The sequence below is a fragment of the Allobranchiibius huperziae genome (genome assembly GCF_013410455.1).
GTDB classification, from domain to species: Bacteria; Actinomycetota; Actinomycetes; order Actinomycetales; family Dermatophilaceae; genus Allobranchiibius; species Allobranchiibius huperziae.
Genome location: NZ_JACCFW010000001.1, coordinates 2,472,328 through 2,494,112, shown reverse-complemented (window position 1 = coordinate 2,494,112; position 21,785 = coordinate 2,472,328). Strand labels below are relative to the sequence as shown.

Here is a 21,785-nt window from a genome sequence, read left to right as displayed (position 1 = left end):
CGCCCACCATGACGGCGTTCACGTCGGTTGACGGTGTTTGAACGCCGTCAACGAACGTGAATGCCGTCAGGGTCATGCAGCGGTCGGCTGGGCCGAGTAGTCGCAACGACGCGGCCGGGCCCCCGGCGAAGGAACCCGGCCGCGCGCAAACAGGTCAGGCGCTCTCGATCGTCTCCTTCGACTTGGCGATCGCGAACCCCCAGGCCTGCGCGACCTTCGGCTTCGGGGGGATCGACACCTCGTCGGGGTTGGTCACGATGTCGAGCAGTGCGGGCCGGCCGCTCGCCAGGGCCCGCTGAAGCGCCGGGGCGACCTCGTCGGGGTCGGTGACGCGAACGGCGTCCAGTCCCATCGCCGCTGCGACGGCTGCGATGTCCGGATTGTCCAGCTCGGTGCCGAACTCGGGCAGGCCGCCCTGCTCCTGCTCGAGCTTGACCATGCCGAGGCGGCCGTTGTCGAAGACGACGAACGTCGCCGGCAGGTCGTAGGTGACCGCCGTACGCAGGTCGCCGAGCAGCATCATCAGGCCGCCGTCACCGCAGCAGGCGATGACCTGGCGCGACCGGTCGAGGGCCTGGGCACCGAGTGCCTGCGGCATCGCGTTGGCCATCGAGCCCAGGTTGTAGGAGCCGAGCAGCCGGCGGGTGCCGGAGAACTCGATGAAGCGGGAGAGCCAGACGGTCGACATGCCGGTGTCGCTGGTGAAGATCGCGTCGGGGTCGGCGTGATCGTTCAGCGCCTTCGCCACGATCTCCGGGCGGATCAGCTTGTCGGGATTGTCGCCCAGGCTGCGCAGCCGGCCGAGCAGCTTCTTGTCGTGATCGGGGTCGGTGAGGCGCTGCTGGGCCTCGTGCCAGGTGGCGTACGCCTTCGTCGCCTTGTCGAGGTGGCGACCGGACGGTCGCTTCTCCGGCAGCTGGGGGAGCAACGCGCCCAGCGTGGGCCCGACGTGGCCGACCAGTGCGTGCTCGACGTTGATCCGTCGCCCGATGTGCTCGGCCCGCGCGTCGAGCTGGATGACCGTCTTGCCCTTCGGCAGCCACTCCCGGTAGGGGAAGTCGGTGCCGACCAGGAAGAGCACGTCGCAGTCGTCCAGCGCCTTCGCGGCCGCCGGGTTGCCGATGAGGCCGGACTGTCCGACGGCATAGGGGTTGTCGTGCTCCAGACCCCCTTTGGCCTTGAGCGTCAACACCATCGGCGCCTGCAGGCGTTCGGCGAGGTCGAGCACTTGGCGGCGCGACTCGCGGGCGCCGCGTCCGACCAGCAGCGTGACCGCGTCGGCGTCGGCCAGCACTGCTGCCGCCTCCTGGATCTGGCTCACCGGGGCGGCGGCCTCGGCGGGCGGCGGTGCGAAGCGCGGCGCCGCGTCGTCCGGCAGCTTCGAGTCGCCGATGTCACCGGGGAGCGTCAGCACGGCGACGCCCTGTTGCGCGTACGCGGTGTTCACCGCCTGCTCCAGGATCTGCGGCATCTGCGCGGCGGAGGTGACGGTGTGCGTGAAGACCGACACGTCGCTGAAGAGGACGTCGTTGTTGACCTCCTGGAAGAACTCGCTGCCCATCTCCTCGGTCGGCACCTGCCCGCAGACCGCGAGCACCGGGACGTGGGACTTCTTGGCGTCGTAGAGCCCGTTCAGCAGGTGGATCGAACCCGGCCCGACGGTGCCCATGCAGACCCCGATCGTGCCGGTCAGCTGGGCCTGAGCGCCGGCCGCGAACGCCGCGGCCTCCTCGTGGCGCACCCCGATCCACTCGATGCGGTCCTCGCGGCGGATCGCGTCGGTGACGGGGTTGAGCGCGTCACCGACGACCCCCCAGACGGTCGTGACGCCGTGATCGGCCAGGGCGGTGACGAGGTTCTCGGCGACGTTCACTATCGGGCTCCTAGCGTTGGTGCGAGCGTTGGGGGACGAAGCGGTCAGGGCTGGCGGTGTCCCAGTCGTCGATCCAGGTCTGCGGCGCTCCCGCGAGCAGCTGGCCGGGCGAAAGCCATTCGTACATCTCGTAGTACGACTGCGTCTGGGTCGCGTCGATGTTGCGGCGCAGCATGTGCGGACTCAGCTCCTCGGGGCGGGTGGCGCCGAGCGTGGCCATCATGGACGCCGCCTGCTTGACCGTGGCCTCCTGGTAGCGCTTGACCCGCATGCTCTTGTCGCCGACGTCGAGCGCCCGCGCCCGCGCCTCGCTCTGGGTGGCGACGCCGACCGGGCATTTGTCCGTGTGACACTTCTGGGACTGGATGCAGCCGACGGCCATCATCATGGCGCGCGCGGAGTTGGTGTAGTCAGCGCCCTGGATGAGCCGCTTCACGACGTCGCTGCCACCGACGACCTTGCCGCTGGCGCCGATCCGGATCTTGTCGCGCATGCCGATGCCGACCAGGGCGTTGTGCATGATCATCAGCCCGTCGGTGAGCGGCATGCCGACGTGGTCCTCGTACTCCAGGGGCGCCGCTGCCGTGCCGCCCTCGCTGCCGTCCACGATGATGAAGTCCGGCGCGGTACCGACCTGCAGGATCGCCTTGCAGATCGCGAGCACGTCGCGGCGCGAACCGACGCACAGCTTGAAGCCGGTCGGCTTGCCGCCCGTGACCTCGCGCAGTCGCGCCACGAACTCGATGAGCTCCACGGGGGAGTGGAACGCGGTGTGGGCGGCGGGACTCACGCACTTCTGGCCCTGGGGTACGCCGCGTACCTCGGCGATCTCCTTGGTCACCTTCGCCGCGGGAAGCACCCCACCGATGCCGGGCTTGGCGCCCTGGCTCAGCTTGATCGAGACGCACTTGACCTGATCGCGGTTGGCCTTGTCGGCGAACTGGCTCTCGTCGAAGTGCCCGTCCTTGGTGCGGGTGCCGAAGTAGCCGGACCCGATCTCCCAGACCAGGTCGCCGTTGTGCTCCTCGTGGTACTTGGACAGGCCGCCCTCGCCGGTGTCGTGCGCGAAACCGCCCATCTCGGCGCCCTTGTTCAGCGCCCGGATCGCGTTGGCCGAGATCGCACCGAAGCTCATCGACGACACGTTGACCAGCGCCATGCTGTACGGCTTGCGACAGTCCGGACCGCCCACCATCACCCGCGGCGGGTTGTCGGGTGCCTCCAGCGGAGTGGTGCTGTGCACCAAGTACTCGTACCCGGGCTGGTAGACGTCGCGCTCGGTGCCGAAGGAGAGCTCGGCGGCGGTGCCCTTCGCGCGCTCGTAGACCATCGTGCGGGTATCGCGGTCGAACGGCCTGCCGTCCCAGTTCTTCTCGATGAAGTACTGCTGGATCTCCGGGCGGATCTCCTCCAGGAGATAGCGCATGTGGCCCACCACCGGGTAATTGCGCAGCACCGAGTGCTTCTTCTGGATGAGGTCGCGCGCCGCAAGTGCCGCGACGGCCCCGGCGCCGATGCCGAGCCCGGTGAGTTTGCCCATACGTCCTACTCCTGCGCTGTCAGAGGGAGGTTCATGACGGAGTACCCACGGCCCGCACTCTCTAACGGACGTACCGGCTGTGGCTGGAACGTAGCCCAGCTTGCTGACACGCCGCTGTGGTCTGCCCGTTCCGCCTGTCACCTGCGCTGCCGTGGAACGATGCGATGTGCCTTCGGAGCCCCCCGAGCCCAGTCCGCCGAAGCCCGCGGATCCCTGGTACCGCCAGTACGTGGCGCACCCCGACCACGGGCCACTGCCGATCCTGCTGCTGCTCCTCACCGCGAGCACCGGGGTGGTCGACGCGGTCAGCATCCTGCGCCTCGGCCGGGTCTTCGTGGCCAACATGACCGGCAATGTCGTCTTCATCGGCTTCGCCCTCGCCGGCGCACCGGGGTTCTCCCTGGTCGCCTCCTTGGTGGCACTCGTCGGGTTCCTCGTGGGCGCGGGTCTGGGTGGCACTGTGGTCACGCGGTACGGCGGGCACCGAGGAGTCCTGCTGCGCAACGCCGTCGCCGCGGAAGCCGCTCTCCTGCTCGCCGCCGCGCTCGTCCTGCTGATCGACGGCCGGCCCTACACCGTCGCCGGCGTCGACGTGGCCGTCGCCCTTGCCGCGGTCGCGCTCGGGCTGCGCAACGCCGCAGTGCGCCGCCTCGCAGTCCCCGACTTCACCACCACCGTGCTCACCATGACGCTCACCGGCATCGCTGCGGACCTGCGGCAGCGCAACATCGCGGTCGTCGTACGCCGCATCCTCGCCATCGCCGCCATGCTGGTGGGCGCCCTGATCGGCGCGCTGCTCGTGTCGCACAGCGATCCGAGCACCGGTCTCCTCCTCAGCGCCGTGATCGCCGTGGTGGTGGCCGTCGCCGCCGCAGTGGTGAGTCGACGACCGCAGGACTGGCAGCGCGGATAGCGCGGGCCGCGGATGCGGCAGGGATGCTGGCGGGCGCGGAGTCCTCTCGCTCCGTACGATGACCGGGTGTTCGCCCCCCTCACGTACCTGACCGGAGCGGTGCTGGTGGTGCTGGCTCTGCAGGCCGGGTACGCGCTGCTGCGCGGCAAGCCGATCGACGACCCGATGTTCTGGACCGGTCTGGTCGCCGAGGGACTGATCGTGGTCCAGTTGGTGGTCGGTATCGCGCTGTCGGGCCACGGCGGGCACGGCATGTCCGCGGCGCTCTTCATCGCCTACCTCGCCGGCCTGGTGGTGGCCCTGCCGGTCGCGGGTGTCTGGGCCATCGCCGAGCGGGAGTCCCGGTCCAGCTCCGGCGTCATCCTGGTCGCAGGGCTCGGTCTGCTCGTCATGCTGGTGCGGTTGGTGCAGATCTGGAACGGACACGGATGAGGCGCTCACGCATCGGTCCGGTCGACGAAGGGAAGAGCCGAATGCAGTGGTCCGGAGTCCGCAACACGGCCGTGGCGCTGGGCGTGCTCGCCCTCGCGGGGTGCGGAGGCAGCGCACCGAAGGCGACACCGCCGCATGTCGGGGCGAACGGCTCGACGTCCGCCTCGTCCGCGCCGTCGGGCGGGCCCTCGTCCGGTACGACGACGCCGTCGTCACCGTCCTCCCCGTCCTCCCCGTCGTCCTCGGCAGCCGACCCGCTCGGCACGTTGCCGACGTCCTCGTTCCGGCCCTCGCTGATCACCGCAGCGCAGGTCGCTGCGTATGCGTCGGACATGGTCGCGTACGACCCCGGCGCGGCCGACTCGCAGAGCGGCGACGTGGTCGGCACCGGTGGCACCTGCCCGGCACTGGCGAAGCTCATCAACTCCGACGACGTCTTCTCCACGGCGCCCGCGCACAAGGAGCAGACGGCGTACGACAACTCCGGTGCGATCTCATCGGTGTCGGACCTGCGCGACGTCGAGGAGACTCTCGAGAGCTATCCGGCGCTGGACACCGCACGCGAGCTCGGGGGGTTGCGCACCAACATCGCCGGCTGCCACTCCGCGCTGAGGTCGTCCGACGGTACGACGGTCCTCGTGACCCCCGGCACGGCTCCGACGGGCTACGGCACGGGCGCGCTCGCCTTCCAGGAGCGGGTCACCGTCCACGGCACCGTCGTACGGGCGGACTGCCTCGCCATCGCCTCCGGCCACAACGTGCTGGGGCTCATCGCGGGACAGCTCAGTGCAGCCCAGGAGGCTTCCCTGCTGCGCGCCGCCTGGTCCGACCTCGGCCACCCGGCTGGGTCGATCTGACGTGCGGGTCAACTCCGGATTCGGGCGCATCCTGGTCGCCCTCTACGCGCTGTTCGCCCTGGCCGCGACCGGGCGGTCGGTCCTGCAGATCTCGCAGACCTGGCCGCACCCGGCCCTGCCCTACCTGCTGTCCGCGCTGGCAGCGGTGGTCTACATCTTGGCCACCGTCGCGCTGGGTCGTGGGGGCGATCGCAACGCGCGGATCGCTTTGTACACCATCAGTTTCGAGCTGCTCGGCGTGATCGCGGTCGGCATCTGGAGCTACGCCGACGGCTCGGCGTTCGTCGCTCAGGGTCAAGCCGGCGACACGACGGTCTGGGCGAGGTTCGGGCAGGGCTACGGCTACGTGCCGCTGCTCCTGCCGATCCTCGGCCTGTGGTGGCTGCGCCACACCCGACGCGACGTGCCCGCCGGCGCCGGCCGCACGGATGAGCGCTGACCTGCGACCCTGACGCAGTTACGCACGAGGGACACAGGGAGACCTGTGTCCCTCGAACGCAACTGCGACACAGTCGGTGCCTGCAAGCGGCCGTCACATGGAACCGATGTCACCCAGGAAGTCCGCGATCGCCCGGCCCAGCGCCTTGTCGGCGACGGCACTCATGTGGTCGCCGGGGACGATCGTGAGCTGACCGTTGGGCAGCGCCCCGGCGAGCTCCTGCGGTGAGCCGTTGTCCCGGTCCTGTTCGCCGCACACGACGAGCGTCGGCTGCACGATGGCCGACAGGTCGTCGGCAGGGGTGTCCTGGAAGGACTCCAGCACCCGCAGCAGTGCGACGGGGTCGCCCCCGACCTTGCGCAGGAACGACTGGCTCTTCCACTGCGGTGAGTAACGCGGGAATTCCTCTGTGCTGGTGAGCACCTCGCGGAAGTGCTTACCACGCCCGCCGGTGCGGGTGATGCCCGTGAGGCCCATCCCGCCGAGGACGGCGCGACCGGGGGTGGCGCCGCGCACGAGCATGCGAGCCGTCGTACGGGCGCCGAGCGAGTAGCCGCCGAGGTCGTAATCGTCGAGTCCGAGGTGCTCGACCAGCGCGAAGCCGTCATCGGCCAGTACGTCGCCCCGGTACCGCTGCGGATCATGGGGTTTCGCGCTGTCGCCGTGCCCGCGCAGGTCGGGCATCACGACCCGGTAGCCGCGGTCGGCGATGGTCTGCGCGTGCCCGTACGCGATCCAGTTGACCCGCGCGGTGGAGAAGAACCCGTGGATGAGCACGAGTGTCCTGCCCTCGCCGACCTCATGGAAGGCGAGCCGCTCGCCGTCGTACGCCTCGAAGTAGGAGACCACCTCACGCCCCCTGGAAGATCGCGAGCGTCGCCGGCGGCACGTCGTACGGCGCCCCGACTGTCGTCTCCACCTGCGGCACGTCATCCATCCTCTCGAACCGGCTGTCCCACAGCAGTTTCCACGCTGTCACTCCGGCCTGCCCAGGCAGGGTCACCGACGCGTCGTGCGCGCTGCCGTGGAAGAGCAGCAGCAGGCGGTCGTCGCCGATGTCGGCGCCGTCGAACACCACGGACATGGTGCGGGTGCGGCCGTCGTTCCACTGCTCGGCCGTGAGGACCCGCCCGTCCAGTGCGTGCCAGTGCAGTGCCGGCAGCGCATCTCCGTCGACGGGGGTGCCGGGGAAGAAGTGCCGTTGACGCAGCACGGGGTGCCGGCGTCGCAGGTCGAGCAGATGTCGCACCGAATCGTTGAGGTCGCGTTGCCAGTCCGCCAGATCCCAGTCGTACCAGGAGATCTCGCTGTCCTGGCAGTACGGGTTGTTGTTTCCGCGCTGAGTGCGACCGAACTCGTCGCCGCCGGTCAGCATGGGCACGCCGGCGGACAGCAGCAGGGTGCCGAGCAGGTTGCGCATCGACCGCCGCCGCAGCGCCTCGACGCCCTCTGTGGCGTCGACGTGACCCTCGATCCCGTGGTTCCAGGAGCAGTTGTTGTCGCTGCCGTCGCGGTTGCCCTCGCCGTTGGCGCCGTTGTGCTTGGAGTTGTACGCCGTGAGGTCGGCCACGGTGAATCCGTCGTGCGCCGTCACGAAGTTGATCGACGCGAGCGGCCCCCGCCGTGCGTCGCGGAAGAGGTCGGCCGATCCGGCGATCCGGGTGCCGAGCTCGCGCACCCCGTGACCGTCCTCCCCGGCCGCGTCGCGCGCCAGGTCGGGGAGCCAGAAGGTGCGCACGGTGTCGCGGAAGCGGTCGTTCCACTCCCCGAACGGCGGCGGGAACTGCCCGGTGCGCCAGCCGTGGATGCCGAGGTCCCATGGCTCGGCGATGAGCTTGACGTCCGAGAGCACCGGATCGGTGCGCAGGGCCATCAGGAACGGGTGGTCCGGGTGGTAGCCGTCGTCACGGCCCCGCGCCAGCGCCACCGCCAGGTCGAAGCGGAAGCCGTCGACGTGCATCTCCTGCACCCAGTAGCGCAGCGAGTCCAGCACCATCCGCACGGTGATCGGGTGCCTCAGGTCGAGGGTGTTGCCGCACCCGGTGACGTCGATGTCGTCGCCGCGCTCGTCGAGGCGGTAGTACGCGCGGCTGTCCAGCCCGCGCCACGCCAGCGTCGAACCGCCGGCCGCGCTCTGCTCGCAGGTGTGGTTGTAGACGACGTCGAGCAGCACCTCGATGCCGGCGGCGTGCAGCAGCTTGACCATCCCCTTGAACTCGGCCACCGCCTCGACCGGGTCTGTCGCGGCGGCGTAGGGGAGGTGCGGGGCGAAGAAGCCGAGCGTGTTGTAGCCCCAGTAGTTGCTCATGCCGCGCTGCACGACGTGCGGCTCGGAGACCGACGCGTGCACGGGCAGCAGCTCCACGGTGGTGATCCCGAGGCGTCGCAGGTGCGCGATCGTCGCGGGGTGGGCCAGTCCGGCGTACGTGCCGCGCAGCTCGTCCGGCACGCCGGGCAGGTCGTGGGTCATGCCGATCACGTGGGTCTCGTAGATGACGGTGTCGCACCACGCGGTCATCGGCGCGCGCTCGTCGCCCCAGTCGAAGCCGTCGCCGACGACCACGCTGCGCGGGACCAACGCCGCGCTGTCCCGGTCGTCACGCACGTCGGCGGGTTCACCGACCGCGAGCGACTGGTCGACGACCGTGCCGTAGACCTCCGGGCGCCAGTCGACGGAGCCCTCGATGGCGCGCGCGTACGGGTCGAGCAGCAGCTTGGCGGGGTTGTGCCGCTGACCGTTCGCGGGGTCCCAGTCCCCGTCGACCCGGTAGCCGTACCGCTGCCCCTGCGTCACACCCGTCACATACGTGGACCAGGTGCCGTGCACGTGGCGCACCATCGGGAGCCGGCGCTCGGCGCCGGCGTCGTCGAAGAGGCACAGCTGCACGCCGGTGGCGTGGCCCGCGTAGACCGCGAACTCCGCGCCGTCGCCGGTGAGGGTGGCGCCGTACGGCGGCGGGACGTGGTCGGGGCGGCGCGGGGCGGGCATGGGCGTCAGCGTAAAGACCCCGGGTATCTTGACGGGATGACTGATCCGACCTCGATGCCCAACTTCCCCCCGCCCGCCGGCGAACACCCCCTGCGTGGGCGGGTGTTGGACGTTCTGCAGGACATGCAGGCACAGCCCGACATCGACGCCGACGGCGACGTGAGCTTCACCGTGCAGGAGCAGCAGCTCTTCGCGCGCTGCACGGAGGGCGAGGTGAGCCTGCTGCGCATCTTCGGCCAGTGGCAGATCACCGACGACATGCCCGACGACCTGGTCAAGCAGCTGCTTGCCTGCAACGACGTCACGCTCAGCCTGAACATCATCAAGACCGGCATCGCCAACGGCACCCTCGTGGTCTCCGGCGAGCACCTGGTCCAGGACGGCGACAACCTGGAGATGATGGTCGCCTCCACCACGCAGATGGTGCTGCAGGCCGTCCAGCTGTGGCACCAGACGGTGCTCGGTGAGGGTCCGCACGTCGCCAACACCGACCCGGCCGACCTGCCCGGCCCTGACGATGCCCCCGGCGCCGGCAACGACGGCGAGGTCTGAGGGTGACCGACGCACCATCGACGTACGGGGAGTTCGTCTCCCTCGAGGTGGCCGACGGCATCGGCGTCATCCGTATCGACCGTCCCAAGATGAACCCGCTCAACGGCGAGGTCCAGGAGGGCCTGCGGTCCGCCGCGATCGAGGCCTCCGACCGAGACGACGTCTCCGCGGTCATCCTCTACGGCGGGGAGAAGGTCTTCGCCGCGGGCGCTGACATCAAGGAGATGCAGCGCCTGGAGTACGTCGACATGGTCACCCGCGCGCCGCGATTGCAGGCCTTCTTCGCCGCCATCGCGGCCATCCCGCAGCCCACGGTCGCGGCCATCGCCGGCTACGCGCTCGGCGGCGGCTGCGAGCTGTCGATGACGTGCGACTTCCGCATCGCCGCGAACGACGCGAAGCTCGGCCAGCCGGAGATCCTGCTCGGGATCATCCCCGGCGCCGGCGGCACTCAGCGCCTCACCCGCCTGGTCGGACCCGCCCGCGCGAAGGACATCGTCTTCTCCGGTCGGATGGTGGCGGCGACCGAGGCGCTGGAGATCGGCCTGGTCGACGAACTGTGCGAACCCGGCTCCGTGCTCGAGGCCGCGAAGGCCCGGATGAGCCGCTACGTCGGCGGTCCCAAGGTCGCGCTGCGCGCCGCCAAGGAGGCCATCGACCGCGGTCAGGACACCGACCTCGACACCGGGCTGGCCATCGAATCTGCCCTGTTCGCGGGACTGTTCGCCACGCAGGACCGTGCGACGGGCATGGCGTCGTTCGTGCAGGAGGGTCCGGGGAAGGCGCGGTTCGCCGGCCGCTGAAATCCGCGGCGGGCAGGCTGTTACTCGCCAGTAACGTGGTGGCGTACCCTGGATATCGAGCCTGCGGGACCATGTCGGGATCGCCGAACGACGCGTCGTACGACCGCGTCATCGCCCGTCACCATTCATCGAGCACCACGTCAACGAAGGGCTAGGACATGAACATCGTCGTCTGCGTCAAGTACGTGCCGGACGCTCAGAGCGACCGCACGTTCAGTGACGACCACACCACCGACCGCACCAACGTCGACGGTCTCCTGTCGGAGCTCGACGAGTACGCGGTCGAAGAGGCGCTGAAGCTCGTCGAGGCGAGCGAGGGTGAGGTCACCGTGCTCACGGTCGGCCCCGACGTCGCGGTCGAGGCGGTCAAGAAGTCGCTGAAGATGGGCGCCCACAAGGGTGTGCACGTCTGCGACGACGCGATCCACGGCTCGGACGCCGGCGCCACCTCCCTAGTGCTCGCCAAGGCCATCGAGAAGATCGGCAAGCCCGACCTCGTGCTCACCGGTCTCGCCTCCACCGACGGCACCATGAGCGTCGTCCCGGCCATGCTCGCCGAGCGTCTCGGCCTGCCGCAGGTCACGCAGGTGTCGGAGCTCTCCGTCGCCGACGGGTCGGTCAAGGGCCGCCGCGACACCGACATCGCCTCGGAGACCGTCGAGGCCTCGATCCCGGCGCTCGTGGGCGTGACCGACCAGATCAACGAGCCGCGCTACCCCTCGCTGAAGGGGATCATGGCCGCCAAGAAGAAGCCGGTCGAGACGTGGTCACTGTCCGACCTCGGTCTGGATGCCGCCCAAGTGGGCTTCGAGGGCTCCTGGACCAAGGTCGTCGACGTCACCCAGCGTCCGGCCCGCGAGAAGGGCGAGGTGCAGCCCGACGAAGGCGACGGCGGCACCAAGCTCGTGGAGTTCCTGAGCAAGTCCAAGCTCGTCTGACGCTGCGCTACCCCAGAAGGAGACGTAACACCCATGGCTGAAGTCCTCGTCCTGGTCGACCACACCGACGGTGCGGTCAAGAAGACCTCTGCGGAGCTGCTCACGATCGCCCGTCGGATCGGCACGCCGTCCGCCGTCTTCATCGGCTCGCAGGTGGAGGCCGCACGGCCCCGCCTCGCGCAGTTCGGCGCCGAGAAGGTCTACGTCGTCGACAACGCCGACGTCACCGACTATCTCGTCGCGCCGCTGGCCGAGGCCCTGGAGGCCGTGGTCAAGCAGGCCGGCGACGTCGCGGCGGTCCTGGTGCCCACCAGCGGCACCAACAAGGAGGCCGCCGCCCGTCTCGCGGTCAAGCTGGAGTCCGGCCTGATCACCGACGCGCAGGACGTGCAGCCGGGTGACGACGGCATCGTGGTGACCCAGACCGCGTTCGCCGGCGGCTACACGCTGCAGGGCGTGGTCACCCAGGGCACCCCGATCATCACGGTCAAGCCGAACACCACCCCGCCGCAGGCCTCCCAGGCCGGTGCGCAGGTCGTGCCGGTCGAGCTGACGGTGTCCGACACCGCCAAGAGCGCCAAGATCACCGAGGTCCAGGAGAAGAAGAAGTCCGGTCGCCCGGAGCTCACCGAGGCCGCCATCGTGGTCTCCGGTGGCCGCGGCACCGGCGGTGACTTCTCCCCGGTCGAGAGCTTCGCCGACGTGCTCGGCGCCGCGGTCGGCGCGTCCCGAGCCGCTGTCGACGCCGGGTGGTACCCGCACAGCAACCAGGTCGGGCAGACCGGCAAGCAGGTCTCGCCACAGCTGTACGTCGCCTGCGGCATCTCCGGCGCGATCCAGCACCGGGCGGGCATGCAGACGTCCAAGACCATCGTCGCGGTCAACAAGGACGAGGAGGCGCCGATCTTCGAGCTGGTCGACTTCGGCGTCGTCGGCGACCTGTTCAACGTCCTTCCGCAGGCCACCGAGGCCGTGAAGAAGGCCAAGAGCTGACGCACTGACACTCAACGACGCCCCCTGCACCCTCGCCGGTCCGGGGGGCGTCGTACGTCGTGACCCCTCCGGCCGGTGGGAGGATGAGCGCATGCCAGCCCAGGTCGTCGCCGTCCACGTCAGCGGGGTGCACGAGTTCAGCAAGCAGGCCGTGGAACGCATCGTGCTCGACGAGGGGCTCGGCGTACGCGGCGACGCGCACTACGGCGTCACCGTGCAGCACCGCTCTCGGGTGGCGCAGGACCCGAGTCAGCCCAACCTGCGCCAGGTGCACCTGATCCCGGTCGAGGTGCTCGAGCAGCTGGGACGTGCCGGGTACGACGTCGCGCCCGGTGACCTCGGCGAGAACATCACCACCCGCGGCATCGCCCTGCTCGACCTGACGGTCGGCACCCGGCTGACGATCGCGGGCGCCACCGTGACGGTGATGGGCCTGCGCAACCCGTGTCGGCAGATCGAGGACTTCCGCCCCGGACTGCTGAAGCGTCTGGTGCACACCACCGACGACGGGCGGGTCGAACGCCTCGCCGGGGTGATGGGCGTGGTCTCGCGTGGGGGCACCGTCGCGGACGGAGATCCGATCGAGGTAGAGCCGCCGCCCGGGCCGGCGATGCCGCTCACCCGCGTCTGAGGTCCGCACGGCTTGTCAAGGCCCGCTCGGCCCGCAACGCATACCGGATCGGGCTGCTCATGCTCGTTCTGGCCCGCTCGGTCCCGAACGCACGCCCCCCGTCGTACGAAGCCGTCTGAGACGCTGAGGGCATGAGCCCCAAGGTCGCCACCACCACCCACGTCGATGCCGCCGCCCTCGCCGACTTCGTCCGCCCGAGGCACCGGTTCGTGCTGATCACCACCCGCAAGGACGGCTCGGCCCAGGCATCACCGGTCACCGGCGGCGTCGATGCGCAGGGTCGCCTGGTCATCTCCTCCTATCCCGAACGCGCCAAATCCCGCAACGCCGCACGCGATCCGCGGGTGAGCGTGCTGGTGCTGTCCGAGGAGTTCGACGCCGAGTGGGTGCAGGTCGACGGCGAGGCGGAGGTGCTGTCGGGTGAGGACGCCGTCGAGCCGCTGGTGGAGTACTTCCGGGTCATCTCCGGGGAGCATTCGGACTGGGATGAATACCGCGAGGCCATGCGCCGGCAGGGCAAGTGCCTGATCCGGGTCACTCCCACCCGCTGGGGCCCGATCGCGACCGGCGGCTTCCCGCCCCGGCTCGCGGACTGATCTTTCGGACATGCAGATGGGGGCGAATATGCCCCGATCTGCATGTCCAAAACGCGGGGGGCTACTTGGCCGACGTCGACCAGGCCGCTGCCGCCCGCTTGCTCGTCGGTGAGGTCAACTGCAGCAGCGTCCAACTGCGCGGCTGTGCGCCCTTGGGCACCCAGAAGATGATCGTGTAGCGCCCCGATCCGTTCGGCTTCACCAGCGTGCTGGTGAGGGTCTCGCCGGGCGAGGGGATGCTGCCGAAGCGGCATGTCCGGCCGCCCCCGTCCAGCAGCACGAACTGCCGCCGATCGACGTACGCCTCAGCGCCCCGCGCGGTGACCGAGAGGCTGACGGCCACGCCGTCGACGTCGCCGGGGACGGTCGGGGACGGGCCGAGCGTGCGAGGGGTCGGTGCCTGCGCCGTGACGGTGACGCCGATACCGCCGTTGATGATCGAGATCGTCCGGCCGAAGTGCACTGTCGCGACGCCCTTGCGGTCGTACGCGGTGCGGGGCCCGTCGCACGCATCGGTCACCGTGCGTTGCGGAGCGGTGCCCTGCTTGGACCACTTCGCGAGCGCGCGCCGGTCGGTCGGGTTCTCCACGTAGACGACCGAGTAGTTCGCCAGGTCGGCGTCCGCCGGCACCAGGAAGGCGACGTTGCCGTCGGCGCCGCGCTGCTCGTCGATCGTCGTGAGGGGGAAGGCGCCGGCCAGCGGGTTGTGCGCGGGCCGCGGGCACGCCCTGCCCTGCGGGTCGAGCATCACGAGCGACCCGGGGGACACGACGTACGACCCGTTCTGCACCACCCGCGCCGACATGTGCACCGACGCGATGCGGTAGCTGCTCTCCCCGCTGGAGACCTGCGACAGGGTGGGCGCACCGACCTGGGTGGCCACCGCACGGTGGTCGGGGGTCGGGACGGGCACGTCGTACGCCGTCGCGCCGCCGGAGTAGGACACGTCCTTGGGGCCGGAGCATCCGCTGGGGGCGACGACGGTGGTGCGGACGGCCTTCGCGGGCGCGCCGTGGCTGCAGCCCGTGAGCACGGACGTCGCGAGAACGGCGAGTGCGGCGGGACCGCCGAGGCGCGTGGCGCGGGAGAACAAAGCGGGCCTCTCATCGGGTGGGATCAGCGAGCAGTCTGCCAAAGACGGGGAGCGGGCGCGGGCGGGTCCCAGGACCGGATCGTAGAATCGACCGATGCCCCACTACCTCGACCATGCCGCGACGACGCCTGCGCTGCCGCAGGTCGTCACCGCGATGGCCGAGCAGATGGCCGTCCCGGGCAACGCCTCGTCGCTGCACACGGCCGGCCGTGCGGCCCGACGCGTCGTGGAGGAGTCGCGCGAGACCATCGCGGCCGGGCTCGGCGCCGGACCGTCCGAGGTCGTCTTCACCTCCGGGGGCACCGAGTCGGACAACCTCGCGGTCAAGGGCCTGTACTACCAGCGCCGGGCCGACGACCCGCGGCGTACCCGGCTTATCGTCTCGGCCATCGAGCACCATGCGGTGCTCGACTGCGTCGACTTCCTGGTCGAGTACGAGGGCGCGCGGATCACCTGGGTCGAGCCCGACCCGCTCGGCCGGATCGATCCCGCACGCGTGCGCGCGGCCATCGAGCAGGATCCCGCGGACGTCGCCCTCGTGTCGGTGATGTGGGCCAACAACGAGGTCGGCACGGTGCAGCCGATCGCCGAGATCACCTCCGTAGCCCACGAATTCGGCATTCCCATGCACACGGACGCGGTCCAGGCCATGGGTCACCTGCCGATCGACTTCGCAGCGGTCGGGGCCGACCTGCTCACCGCCAGCGGGCACAAGATCGGCGGACCGCTCGGCGTGGGGGTGCTCCTCGCCCGGCGTGACGTGCGGCTGCGGCCGCTGACTCAGGGCGGTGGCCAGGAGCGCGGGCTGCGCAGCGGCACCCTGGACGTCGCCGCAATCCGCGGGATGGCGGTCGCGACGGCCCTCGTGACCGACGGCCGGGCGGCCGAGAGCGACCGGCTGGCGTCGTTGCGGGACAAGATGATCCGCGGTGCGCTCGACGCGGGTTTCGACATCACGGTGAGCGGGCCGCACGAGGTCGGTGACGTCGAACGGCGGCTGCCGGGCAATGTGCACCTGCTCGTGCCGGACTGCGACGGTGACTCCCTGCTCTACCTGCTCGACGCCGCGGGCATCGAGTGCTCGACCGGGTCGGCCTGCCAGGCCGGCGTGCCGCGTCCGAGCCATGTGCTCCTGGCGATGGGCGTGCCGGAGGCCCGCGCTCGCGGCGCGCTGCGCCTCTCCCTGGGTCACACCTCCGACGACAGCGACGTCGCGGCGTTCCTCGACGCGCTTCCGGCCGCCGTCGAGCGCGCTCAGCGCGCCCACCACGCGGGCCGCGCCGGCGCCCGGCCGAAGGGTCAGTGATGCGCGTCGTTGCCGCCATGAGCGGCGGGGTCGACTCGGCCGTGGCCGCCGCACGGATGCTCGACGCCGGGCATGAGGTGGTCGGTGTGCATCTGGCGTTGTCGCAGTCCGCGGCGACCCTGCGCGAATCCGCGCGCGGGTGCTGCACCATCGAGGACGCCGGCGACGCCCGACGGGTCGCCGACCGGCTCGGCATCCCCTTCTACGTGTGGGACATGGCCGACCGGTTCCGCGAGGACGTCATGGAGGACTTCGTCGCGGAGTACGCCGCCGGCCGCACCCCCAACCCGTGCCTGCGCTGCAACGAGCGCATCAAGTTCGCGGCGTTGCTGGACAAGGCGCTCGCGCTCGGTTTCGACGCGGTCGCGACGGGGCACTACGCGCAGATCGTCGACGGCCCGGACGGCCGGGAGCTGCACCGGGCGGTCGACCCGGCCAAGGACCAGTCCTACGTGCTCGGGGTGCTGGACGCCGAGCAGCTCTCGCGCTCGTTCTTCCCGCTCGGCGACACCACCAAGCCGCACATCCGCGAGGAGGCGGCCGCGCGCGGCTTCTCGGTCGCCAAGAAGCCGGACAGCCACGACATCTGTTTCATCGCCGACGGCGACACGAAGGGCTGGTTGACCGGACGGCTCGGCACGGCTCCCGGTGAGATCGTCGACGACGCCGGCAAGGTCGTCGGCACCCACGAGGGGGCGTTCGCGTACACCGTCGGGCAGCGCCGCGGCCTCGGGCTGAAGGTGCCGCGCGAGGACGGCGCCAAGCGGTACGTCGTCGAGGTGCAACCCGCGACCCGACGGGTCGTCGTCGGCACCGCCGAACTGCTGGGCGTGGACCTGCTGGACGCCGATCACGGCCGGTGGTGCGGCCCGGCGCCCGCCGGTGAGGTGCGGGTGGGCGCTCAGGTGCGAGCCCACGGCGAGGAGATTCCCGCGACCGCCACCGCAGACGGCGACCGGGTGCAGGTGCGCCTGGATCGTCGCATCCGCGGCGTGGCGCCCGGCCAGTCCGTCGTGCTCTACGACGGCACCAGGGTCGTCGGATCGGCCACCATCGCGCGCACCGGCCGCGTCGAAGCCTCCGCCTGACGCAGGCACGCCGGCGACCACGCATATTTCCCACCCGGACCGGGCCGGTCGGCCGCATCGGACGGGGTGGACAGGTCACAATGGCCGAGCGCCGGTGCCCGCCGGCGACAGGGTGAAGGAGTGCTGGATGTCGGTCCGTCAGATCGTGGGGGTGGCTGCGGCCGCTGTGGTCCTGGCTGCGTGCGGTGGGGGAGGCAGCGCCCCGACGGTCCACAGCGCGACCTCCACATCGCCCAGCTCGACCAGTTCCTCCTCGTCGTCGAGCTCGTCCTCGCCGACGCCCAGCAGTTCCAGCAGCTCGAGCAGCGCCTCGGGCATCTCGGCGTCGGTGCAGACCGGGCAGTGCCTGATCGACACCCTGACCTACCAGGTCGTGCCCTGCACGCAGACGCACGTCTACCAGGTCACCGCGGTGGTCAGGAACTCCAGCGTCAATACCGACCCGACGGCGCGTCAGGTGCTGCGGCAGGAGACCTGCAACGCCTCGCTGGTCAAGTTCAGCGGTGGGGCGCCGGTCGGTCTGCTGGCCGTCGGAAACCCCGTGGCCCTGGTCGACGACCCGCTCAACTCCACCCGGATCGTGTGCCTGATGCACCTGCGCACCGACGGTGACGAGGCCAACCTGCCGATCAACTACACGCTGCAGGACGCGTTGAAGGGTGCGAACGCGTTCAAGTACACCTTCTGCGTCGACAAGGTGGCGAAGAACTTCAAGATCGTGAAGTGCTCCTCCCCGCACGTGGGTCAGACCACCGGCGGGTACCTGTCCGGCCGGTACATCGACAAGTTCCCCGGCGACGCCCACCTGATCGCCCAGCGGGCTCAGTTCTGCCCGCCGCTGGCGCAGGCCTTCCTCGGCACGAAGTCGCGTAAGGATGTCGTCGAGGACGGCCTCTACGTCACCAAGACGGCCTGGGCGCAGGGCGACCGGTACGCCGCCTGCTTCGTCAAGGTCACGTCGGGCACCGTCAAGAAGTCGCTGCAGGGGATCGGTACGAAGCCGCTGACGTCCTATCGCTGAGTCGGCGGAGGACCAGCCGGTCGCCCGCATCGCACCGCGGGCCACCGGCATCGGGTCGTGGCCGGGCACCGATCCACGACGCGCCAACGGGCTGATCCGCGATCTGCTCGCCGAGGACGGACTGCCCTACCTGGTGGAGCTCCCGGACCGGGGCCCGGGCGCCGACCTGGTGGGTCGGACCGCCGCGCTGCTGCCGGACCTGAGCGTCGATCTGCAGCCGAGCGGGTGGCGGCTGTCCGGCGGACGGGGACGGGACGCCGCGCGCGGTGCGGCGTACCTGCGTCAGGACCTGGACGAGCTGGCCGAGGCCTACGACGGCTACGTCGGTGAGCTGAAGCTCTCGCTGTGCGGTCCGTGGACCCTCGCTGCCGCCGTCGCGCTCCCCAGGGGTGAGAAGGCGCTATCCGATCCCGGCGCCTGCCGCGACCTGCGCCAGGCGCTCCTCGCCGCAGCGACCGACCATGTCGACCGGGTCCGGTCGCTGGTGCCGGGGGCCGATGTCGCCCTGCAGTTCGACGAGCCCTCGCTCACCGCCGTCCTGACCGGCAGTGTGCCGACGGCGTCGGGTTTCTCCCGGTTGCGCAGCGTCGACGAGCAGACCGCCCGGGAGGCTCTCACGGAGTTGACCGCCGGGCTGGCCGCGCGAACGCGATCGATCGTCGTGCACACGTGCGCTCCGTCCCCGCCGCTGCGGATGCTCGCCGAGGTGCCGGATCTGAGCGTGGCCCTCGATGTCGCCCTGCTGGGCGGCGCGGAGTGGGATCTGGTCGCGGAGGCCGTCGAGGCGTCCCGCGCCCCTTGGCTGGGTCTGGTGCCGACCGACGCCACCGGCACGCACCCGGGCAGGTACGTCGAGCGCGTGCTCGCGATGTGGCGCCGCCTTGGGCTGCCCGACGCCGATCTGTCGACGCTCACGTTGTCGCCCGCCTGCGGACTCGCTGGTCGCTCACCGGACGCGGCGCTCGGCGTCGCACGACTGGTGCAGGCAGCCGCCCACGAGCTGGGGGAGATCGCGCAGGGCTCGTGACGGAGTTGTGTCGCGGCTGTCGGTGCGCTGCGGCAGGATTGCCCGGGTGAGTGAGGAACCGGTGCCTGCCGACGACGGCGCCAGCGGCATCCCCGACGATGCCCGGCACGAGTGGACCCAGGTGGCCGAGGAGGTCCGCGCCCACCAGTTCGCCTATCACGTGCGGGACGCGCCCACCGTCAGCGACGGCGAGTACGACGCGCTGGTCCGGCGGCTGAACGAACTGGAGGAGGCCTACCCCCCGCTGCGCACACCGGACAGCCCCACCCAGCAGGTCGGAGCGACGTACAGCACCGACTTCACGCCCGTCGACCACGTCGAGCGGATGCTGAGCCTGGACAACGCGTTCAGTGCCGAGGAGATGGCCGCGTGGGCCACGCGCGTGGAGCGCGACGCGGGCGGCGCCGACGTGCACTACCTGTGCGAGTTGAAGATCGACGGCCTGGCGATCAACCTGCTCTACGAGGACGGCCGCCTCACGCGCGGTGTCACCCGCGGCGACGGCCGCACCGGGGAGGACGTCACCCTCAACGTGCGCACCGTCGAAGGGATCCCGCACACCCTGTCCGGCGGCGAGGTCGCTGTGCCCGAGCTGGTGGAGGTGCGCGGCGAGGTGTTCTTCCCCGTCGAGGCGTTCACGGCGCTGAACGAGCGGCTGGTCGAGCAGGGCAAGGCGCCGTTCGCCAACCCCCGCAACGCCGCCGCCGGGTCGCTGCGGCAGAAGGATCCCAAGGTCACCGCGACCCGACCGCTGCGGATGCTGGTGCACGGCATCGGCGCGCGGCGCGGCTTCGACATCGTCCGGCAGAGTGAGGCCTACGACCTGCTCGGCGCCTGGGGCCTCCCGGTGTCCACGCACTACCGCGTGGTCGACACCCCCGAGCAGGTGCAGGACTACATCGAGTGGGCCGGCAGTCACCGGCACTCCGTCGAGCACGAGCTGGACGGCGTCGTGGTCAAGGTCGACGAGGTGCCGGTGCAGCGCGCGCTCGGCGCGACGTCGCGGGCACCGCGGTGGGCGATCGCGTTCAAGTACCCGCCCGAGGAGGTCAACACCAAGCTGCTGGACATCCAGGTCAACGTCGGGCGCACCGGACGGGTGACGCCGTTCGGGGTGATGCGGCCGGTGAAGGTGGCCGGGTCCACGGTCGAGATGGCCACCTTGCACAACGCCTCGGAGGTACGCCGCAAGGGCGTGCTCATCGGCGACACCGTCGTGCTGCGCAAGGCCGGCGACGTCATCCCCGAGATCGTCGGGCCGGTGGCGGAGCTGCGCGACGGCAGCGAGCGCGAGTTCGAGATGCCGACCGACTGCCCGTCGTGCGGCACACCGCTGGCCTACGAGCGCGATGGCGACAAGGACATCCGGTGCCCGAACGCGCGATCCTGCCCGTCGCAGTTGCGGGAGCGGCTCTTCGGGCTCGCCGCCCGCGGTAGTTTCGACATCGAGGCCCTGGGCTGGGAGGGGGCCACCGCGCTGTTGGACGCGGGGGTCCTGCAGGACGAGTCGACCCTGTTCCGCCTGACGCGCGAGCAGCTGGTGCGTGTCGATCTCTACACCCGCGCCGCGAAGAAGAACGATCCGCCCGAGACCGTGGTCGACGGGAAGGTGCTGTCCGCCAACGGCATTCGGCTCATCGACAACCTGGAGATGGCCAAGGCGCAGCCGCTCTGGCGGGTGCTGGTCGCCCTGTCCATCCGGCACGTCGGACCCACCGCGGCGCGGGCGCTGGCGGGGGAGTTCGGGTCGATGGACGCCATCAGGGAGGCCACGCAGGAGCAGCTGGCCGCGACCGACGGTGTCGGGCCGGTGATCGCGCAGGCCGTCGTCGAGTGGTTCGCGGTCGACTGGCACCTCCAGATCGTGCAGCGGTGGGCGCAGGACGGCGTCCGCATGGCCGACGAGGTCGACGCGTCCATCGACCGGACCCTCGAGGGCCTGACCGTCGTGGTCACGGGCTCGCTGGAGGGTTTCTCGCGCGACGAGAGCAAGGAGGCGATCATCGTGCGCGGCGGCAAGGCCAGCGGTTCGGTCTCCAAGAAGACCGACTTCGTCGTGGTGGGCGCCAACGCCGGCACCAAGGCGACCAAGGCCGAGGACCTCGGACTGACGATCCTGGACGAGACCGGTTTCCGCACCCTGCTGGAGCAGGGCGCCGACGCGGTGCGTCCCTCTCCGGCCGACGCGGATGACTGAGACGACTCTCGCCGAGGGCGACCTGCTGGCCGCGGTCCTCGTGCACGTCGACCGTGCGCTCGACGGAATGCTCGCGACGGTCCGGCGGCTGGGGGACGAGCGCGTCAACGCCCCGACCGGGCTGCCGGCGGGCAACACCGCGTTCCAGCTGGTGCGGCACTGCTGCGGGGTGCTGGAGTTCTGGGGCGGGCGGGTGCTCGCGGACCGGCCGATCGAGCGGGACCGTGCCGCTGAGTTCGAGTCGGCGGGTACGGTGGCCGAGCTCGTCGAGCTCGTCGGTGTGCACCGTGATCGGTTCCGCGCCGACCTCGCGGACTTCGACGGCCCCGCCCATCCGGTCGGTCCGCTGCGCGAGCGCGACCTCGACCGCGACGAGTTGCGCACCCAGGCCGGCATCCTGCTGCACGTCTACGAGGAGCTCGCCCAGCACCGCGGCCACCTCGACCTGACCGCCGACCTCGTCACCGCCGGCGGTCTCTCGTAGGGTCGGGCTCGAC

The 21,785-nt window shown here is 70.7% G+C and carries 22 protein-coding genes; 16 read left to right on the top strand and 6 right to left on the bottom strand.

Going from position 1 to position 21,785, the window contains the following annotated elements; translation table 11 throughout:
- Positions 1-154 precede the first annotated feature (154 nt).
- Both HNR15_RS11700 and HNR15_RS11695 read right to left on the bottom strand, forming a co-directional pair.
- A complete protein-coding gene (locus HNR15_RS11700) occupies positions 155-1,873 on the bottom strand; it encodes a thiamine pyrophosphate-dependent enzyme (RefSeq protein ID WP_343048522.1) in 1,719 nt (572 codons plus the stop codon).
- A gap of 10 nt (positions 1,874-1,883) precedes the next feature.
- Positions 1,884-3,413, bottom strand: coding sequence for an FMN-binding glutamate synthase family protein (locus tag HNR15_RS11695; RefSeq protein ID WP_179481953.1), 1,530 nt, complete (start codon positions 3,411-3,413; stop codon positions 1,884-1,886).
- A gap of 166 nt (positions 3,414-3,579) precedes the next feature.
- Here HNR15_RS11695 and HNR15_RS11690 point away from each other — a divergent pair, with 166 nt between their 5' ends.
- The 4 genes from HNR15_RS11690 to HNR15_RS11675 all read left to right on the top strand — a co-directional run bounded on the left by HNR15_RS11690 (position 3,580) and on the right by HNR15_RS11675 (position 6,054).
- Positions 3,580-4,326 (top strand): DUF1275 family protein, encoded by a 747-nt coding sequence (locus HNR15_RS11690; RefSeq protein ID WP_218883682.1) that lies wholly within the window; start codon positions 3,580-3,582, stop codon positions 4,324-4,326.
- Positions 4,327-4,392: 66 nt separating this feature from the next.
- Positions 4,393-4,758: a hypothetical protein gene (locus HNR15_RS11685; protein ID WP_179481949.1), complete on the top strand. Its 366-nt coding sequence runs from the start codon at positions 4,393-4,395 to the stop codon at positions 4,756-4,758.
- Positions 4,759-4,799: 41 nt separating this feature from the next.
- Positions 4,800-5,615: a hypothetical protein gene (locus HNR15_RS11680; protein WP_179481947.1), complete on the top strand. Its 816-nt coding sequence runs from the start codon at positions 4,800-4,802 to the stop codon at positions 5,613-5,615.
- Between the two features lies 1 nt (position 5,616).
- Positions 5,617-6,054, top strand: a complete 438-nt coding sequence (locus HNR15_RS11675) for a hypothetical protein (RefSeq protein ID WP_343048521.1) — start codon at positions 5,617-5,619, stop codon at positions 6,052-6,054.
- 93 nt (positions 6,055-6,147) lie between these two features.
- Here the strand turns inward: HNR15_RS11675 and HNR15_RS11670 are convergent, their stop codons facing one another.
- Positions 6,148-6,903 (bottom strand): alpha/beta fold hydrolase, encoded by a 756-nt coding sequence (locus tag HNR15_RS11670; protein WP_218883680.1) that lies wholly within the window; start codon positions 6,901-6,903, stop codon positions 6,148-6,150.
- A 1-nt stretch (position 6,904) separates the two neighbouring features.
- Positions 6,905-9,043 (bottom strand): glycogen debranching protein GlgX, encoded by a 2,139-nt coding sequence (glgX, locus tag HNR15_RS11665; RefSeq protein ID WP_179481942.1) that lies wholly within the window; start codon positions 9,041-9,043, stop codon positions 6,905-6,907.
- A 36-nt stretch (positions 9,044-9,079) separates the two neighbouring features.
- On the opposite strand from glgX, the gene HNR15_RS11660 reads away from it, so the two are divergent.
- The 6 genes from HNR15_RS11660 (at position 9,080) to HNR15_RS11635 (ending at position 13,556) form a co-directional block, all read left to right on the top strand.
- Entirely contained in the window at positions 9,080-9,595 is a 516-nt protein-coding gene (locus tag HNR15_RS11660; RefSeq protein WP_179481940.1) for an LptE family protein, read from the top strand.
- 2 nt (positions 9,596-9,597) lie between these two features.
- Positions 9,598-10,398 (top strand): enoyl-CoA hydratase-related protein, encoded by an 801-nt coding sequence (locus HNR15_RS11655; RefSeq protein WP_179481938.1) that lies wholly within the window; start codon positions 9,598-9,600, stop codon positions 10,396-10,398.
- Positions 10,399-10,556: 158 nt separating this feature from the next.
- A complete protein-coding gene (locus tag HNR15_RS11650) occupies positions 10,557-11,336 on the top strand; it encodes an electron transfer flavoprotein subunit beta/FixA family protein (RefSeq protein ID WP_179481936.1) in 780 nt (259 codons plus the stop codon).
- 33 nt (positions 11,337-11,369) lie between these two features.
- The gene (locus HNR15_RS11645) at positions 11,370-12,329 is read left to right on the top strand and encodes an electron transfer flavoprotein subunit alpha/FixB family protein (RefSeq protein WP_179481934.1); all 960 of its coding nucleotides are present in this window, start codon (positions 11,370-11,372) and stop codon (positions 12,327-12,329) included.
- 91 nt (positions 12,330-12,420) lie between these two features.
- A complete protein-coding gene (locus HNR15_RS11640) occupies positions 12,421-12,960 on the top strand; it encodes an MOSC domain-containing protein (protein WP_179481932.1) in 540 nt (179 codons plus the stop codon).
- Positions 12,961-13,091: 131 nt separating this feature from the next.
- Positions 13,092-13,556 carry a PPOX class F420-dependent oxidoreductase gene (locus HNR15_RS11635; RefSeq protein ID WP_179481930.1) on the top strand — a complete coding sequence of 155 codons (465 nt, stop codon included), beginning with the start codon at positions 13,092-13,094 and terminating at the stop codon, positions 13,554-13,556.
- A gap of 61 nt (positions 13,557-13,617) precedes the next feature.
- On the opposite strand, the gene HNR15_RS11630 is transcribed toward HNR15_RS11635, so the two are convergent.
- A complete protein-coding gene (locus HNR15_RS11630; protein WP_179481928.1) occupies positions 13,618-14,649 on the bottom strand; it encodes a DUF4352 domain-containing protein in 1,032 nt (343 codons plus the stop codon).
- 94 nt (positions 14,650-14,743) lie between these two features.
- Between HNR15_RS11630 and HNR15_RS11625 the strand changes: the two genes are divergently transcribed.
- Both HNR15_RS11625 and mnmA read left to right on the top strand, forming a co-directional pair.
- Positions 14,744-15,955, top strand: a complete 1,212-nt coding sequence (locus HNR15_RS11625) for a cysteine desulfurase family protein (RefSeq protein WP_179481926.1) — start codon at positions 14,744-14,746, stop codon at positions 15,953-15,955.
- Positions 15,955-17,043: a tRNA 2-thiouridine(34) synthase MnmA gene (mnmA, locus tag HNR15_RS11620; RefSeq protein WP_179481924.1), complete on the top strand. Its 1,089-nt coding sequence runs from the start codon at positions 15,955-15,957 to the stop codon at positions 17,041-17,043. The genes HNR15_RS11625 and mnmA overlap by 1 nt, the downstream gene beginning before the upstream one ends.
- A 138-nt stretch (positions 17,044-17,181) precedes the next feature.
- On the opposite strand, the gene HNR15_RS11615 is transcribed toward mnmA, so the two are convergent.
- Positions 17,182-17,361, bottom strand: coding sequence for a hypothetical protein (locus HNR15_RS11615; RefSeq protein WP_179481922.1), 180 nt, complete (start codon positions 17,359-17,361; stop codon positions 17,182-17,184).
- Positions 17,362-17,371: 10 nt separating this feature from the next.
- Here HNR15_RS11615 and HNR15_RS18855 point away from each other — a divergent pair, with 10 nt between their 5' ends.
- The 4 genes from HNR15_RS18855 (at position 17,372) to HNR15_RS11595 (ending at position 21,772) form a co-directional block, all read left to right on the top strand.
- Positions 17,372-18,064, top strand: coding sequence for a septum formation family protein (locus HNR15_RS18855; protein ID WP_179481920.1), 693 nt, complete (start codon positions 17,372-17,374; stop codon positions 18,062-18,064).
- 133 nt (positions 18,065-18,197) lie between these two features.
- The gene (locus HNR15_RS18335) at positions 18,198-19,091 is read left to right on the top strand and encodes a uroporphyrinogen decarboxylase/cobalamine-independent methonine synthase family protein (protein WP_343048520.1); all 894 of its coding nucleotides are present in this window, start codon (positions 18,198-18,200) and stop codon (positions 19,089-19,091) included.
- 46 nt (positions 19,092-19,137) lie between these two features.
- Positions 19,138-21,288 (top strand): NAD-dependent DNA ligase LigA, encoded by a 2,151-nt coding sequence (gene ligA, locus HNR15_RS11600; protein ID WP_343048519.1) that lies wholly within the window; start codon positions 19,138-19,140, stop codon positions 21,286-21,288.
- The gene (locus HNR15_RS11595; RefSeq protein WP_179481918.1) at positions 21,281-21,772 is read left to right on the top strand and encodes a mycothiol transferase; all 492 of its coding nucleotides are present in this window, start codon (positions 21,281-21,283) and stop codon (positions 21,770-21,772) included. The genes ligA and HNR15_RS11595 overlap by 8 nt, the downstream gene beginning before the upstream one ends.
- Positions 21,773-21,785 lie beyond the last annotated feature (13 nt).

What these genes read in the sequence shown, in the direction of transcription:
- glgX (WP_179481942.1), bottom strand. Translation starts at nt 9,043, where the DNA reads ATGCCCGCCCCGCGCCGCCCCGACCACGTCCCGCCGCCGTACGGCGCC.
- HNR15_RS11640 (WP_179481932.1), top strand. Translation starts at nt 12,421, where the DNA reads ATGCCAGCCCAGGTCGTCGCCGTCCACGTCAGCGGGGTGCACGAGTTC.
- HNR15_RS11650 (WP_179481936.1), top strand. Translation starts at nt 10,557, where the DNA reads ATGAACATCGTCGTCTGCGTCAAGTACGTGCCGGACGCTCAGAGCGAC.
- mnmA (WP_179481924.1), top strand. Translation starts at nt 15,955, where the DNA reads ATGCGCGTCGTTGCCGCCATGAGCGGCGGGGTCGACTCGGCCGTGGCC.
- HNR15_RS11625 (WP_179481926.1), top strand. Translation starts at nt 14,744, where the DNA reads ATGCCCCACTACCTCGACCATGCCGCGACGACGCCTGCGCTGCCGCAG.
- HNR15_RS11595 (WP_179481918.1), top strand. Translation starts at nt 21,281, where the DNA reads ATGACTGAGACGACTCTCGCCGAGGGCGACCTGCTGGCCGCGGTCCTC.
- HNR15_RS11695 (WP_179481953.1), bottom strand. Translation starts at nt 3,413, where the DNA reads ATGGGCAAACTCACCGGGCTCGGCATCGGCGCCGGGGCCGTCGCGGCA.
- HNR15_RS11635 (WP_179481930.1), top strand. Translation starts at nt 13,092, where the DNA reads ATGAGCCCCAAGGTCGCCACCACCACCCACGTCGATGCCGCCGCCCTC.
- HNR15_RS11680 (WP_179481947.1), top strand. Translation starts at nt 4,800, where the DNA reads ATGCAGTGGTCCGGAGTCCGCAACACGGCCGTGGCGCTGGGCGTGCTC.
- HNR15_RS11660 (WP_179481940.1), top strand. Translation starts at nt 9,080, where the DNA reads ATGACTGATCCGACCTCGATGCCCAACTTCCCCCCGCCCGCCGGCGAA.
- HNR15_RS11645 (WP_179481934.1), top strand. Translation starts at nt 11,370, where the DNA reads ATGGCTGAAGTCCTCGTCCTGGTCGACCACACCGACGGTGCGGTCAAG.
- HNR15_RS11615 (WP_179481922.1), bottom strand. Translation starts at nt 17,361, where the DNA reads ATGCCCGAGGCGCTGCTCGAGCTGCTGGAACTGCTGGGCGTCGGCGAG.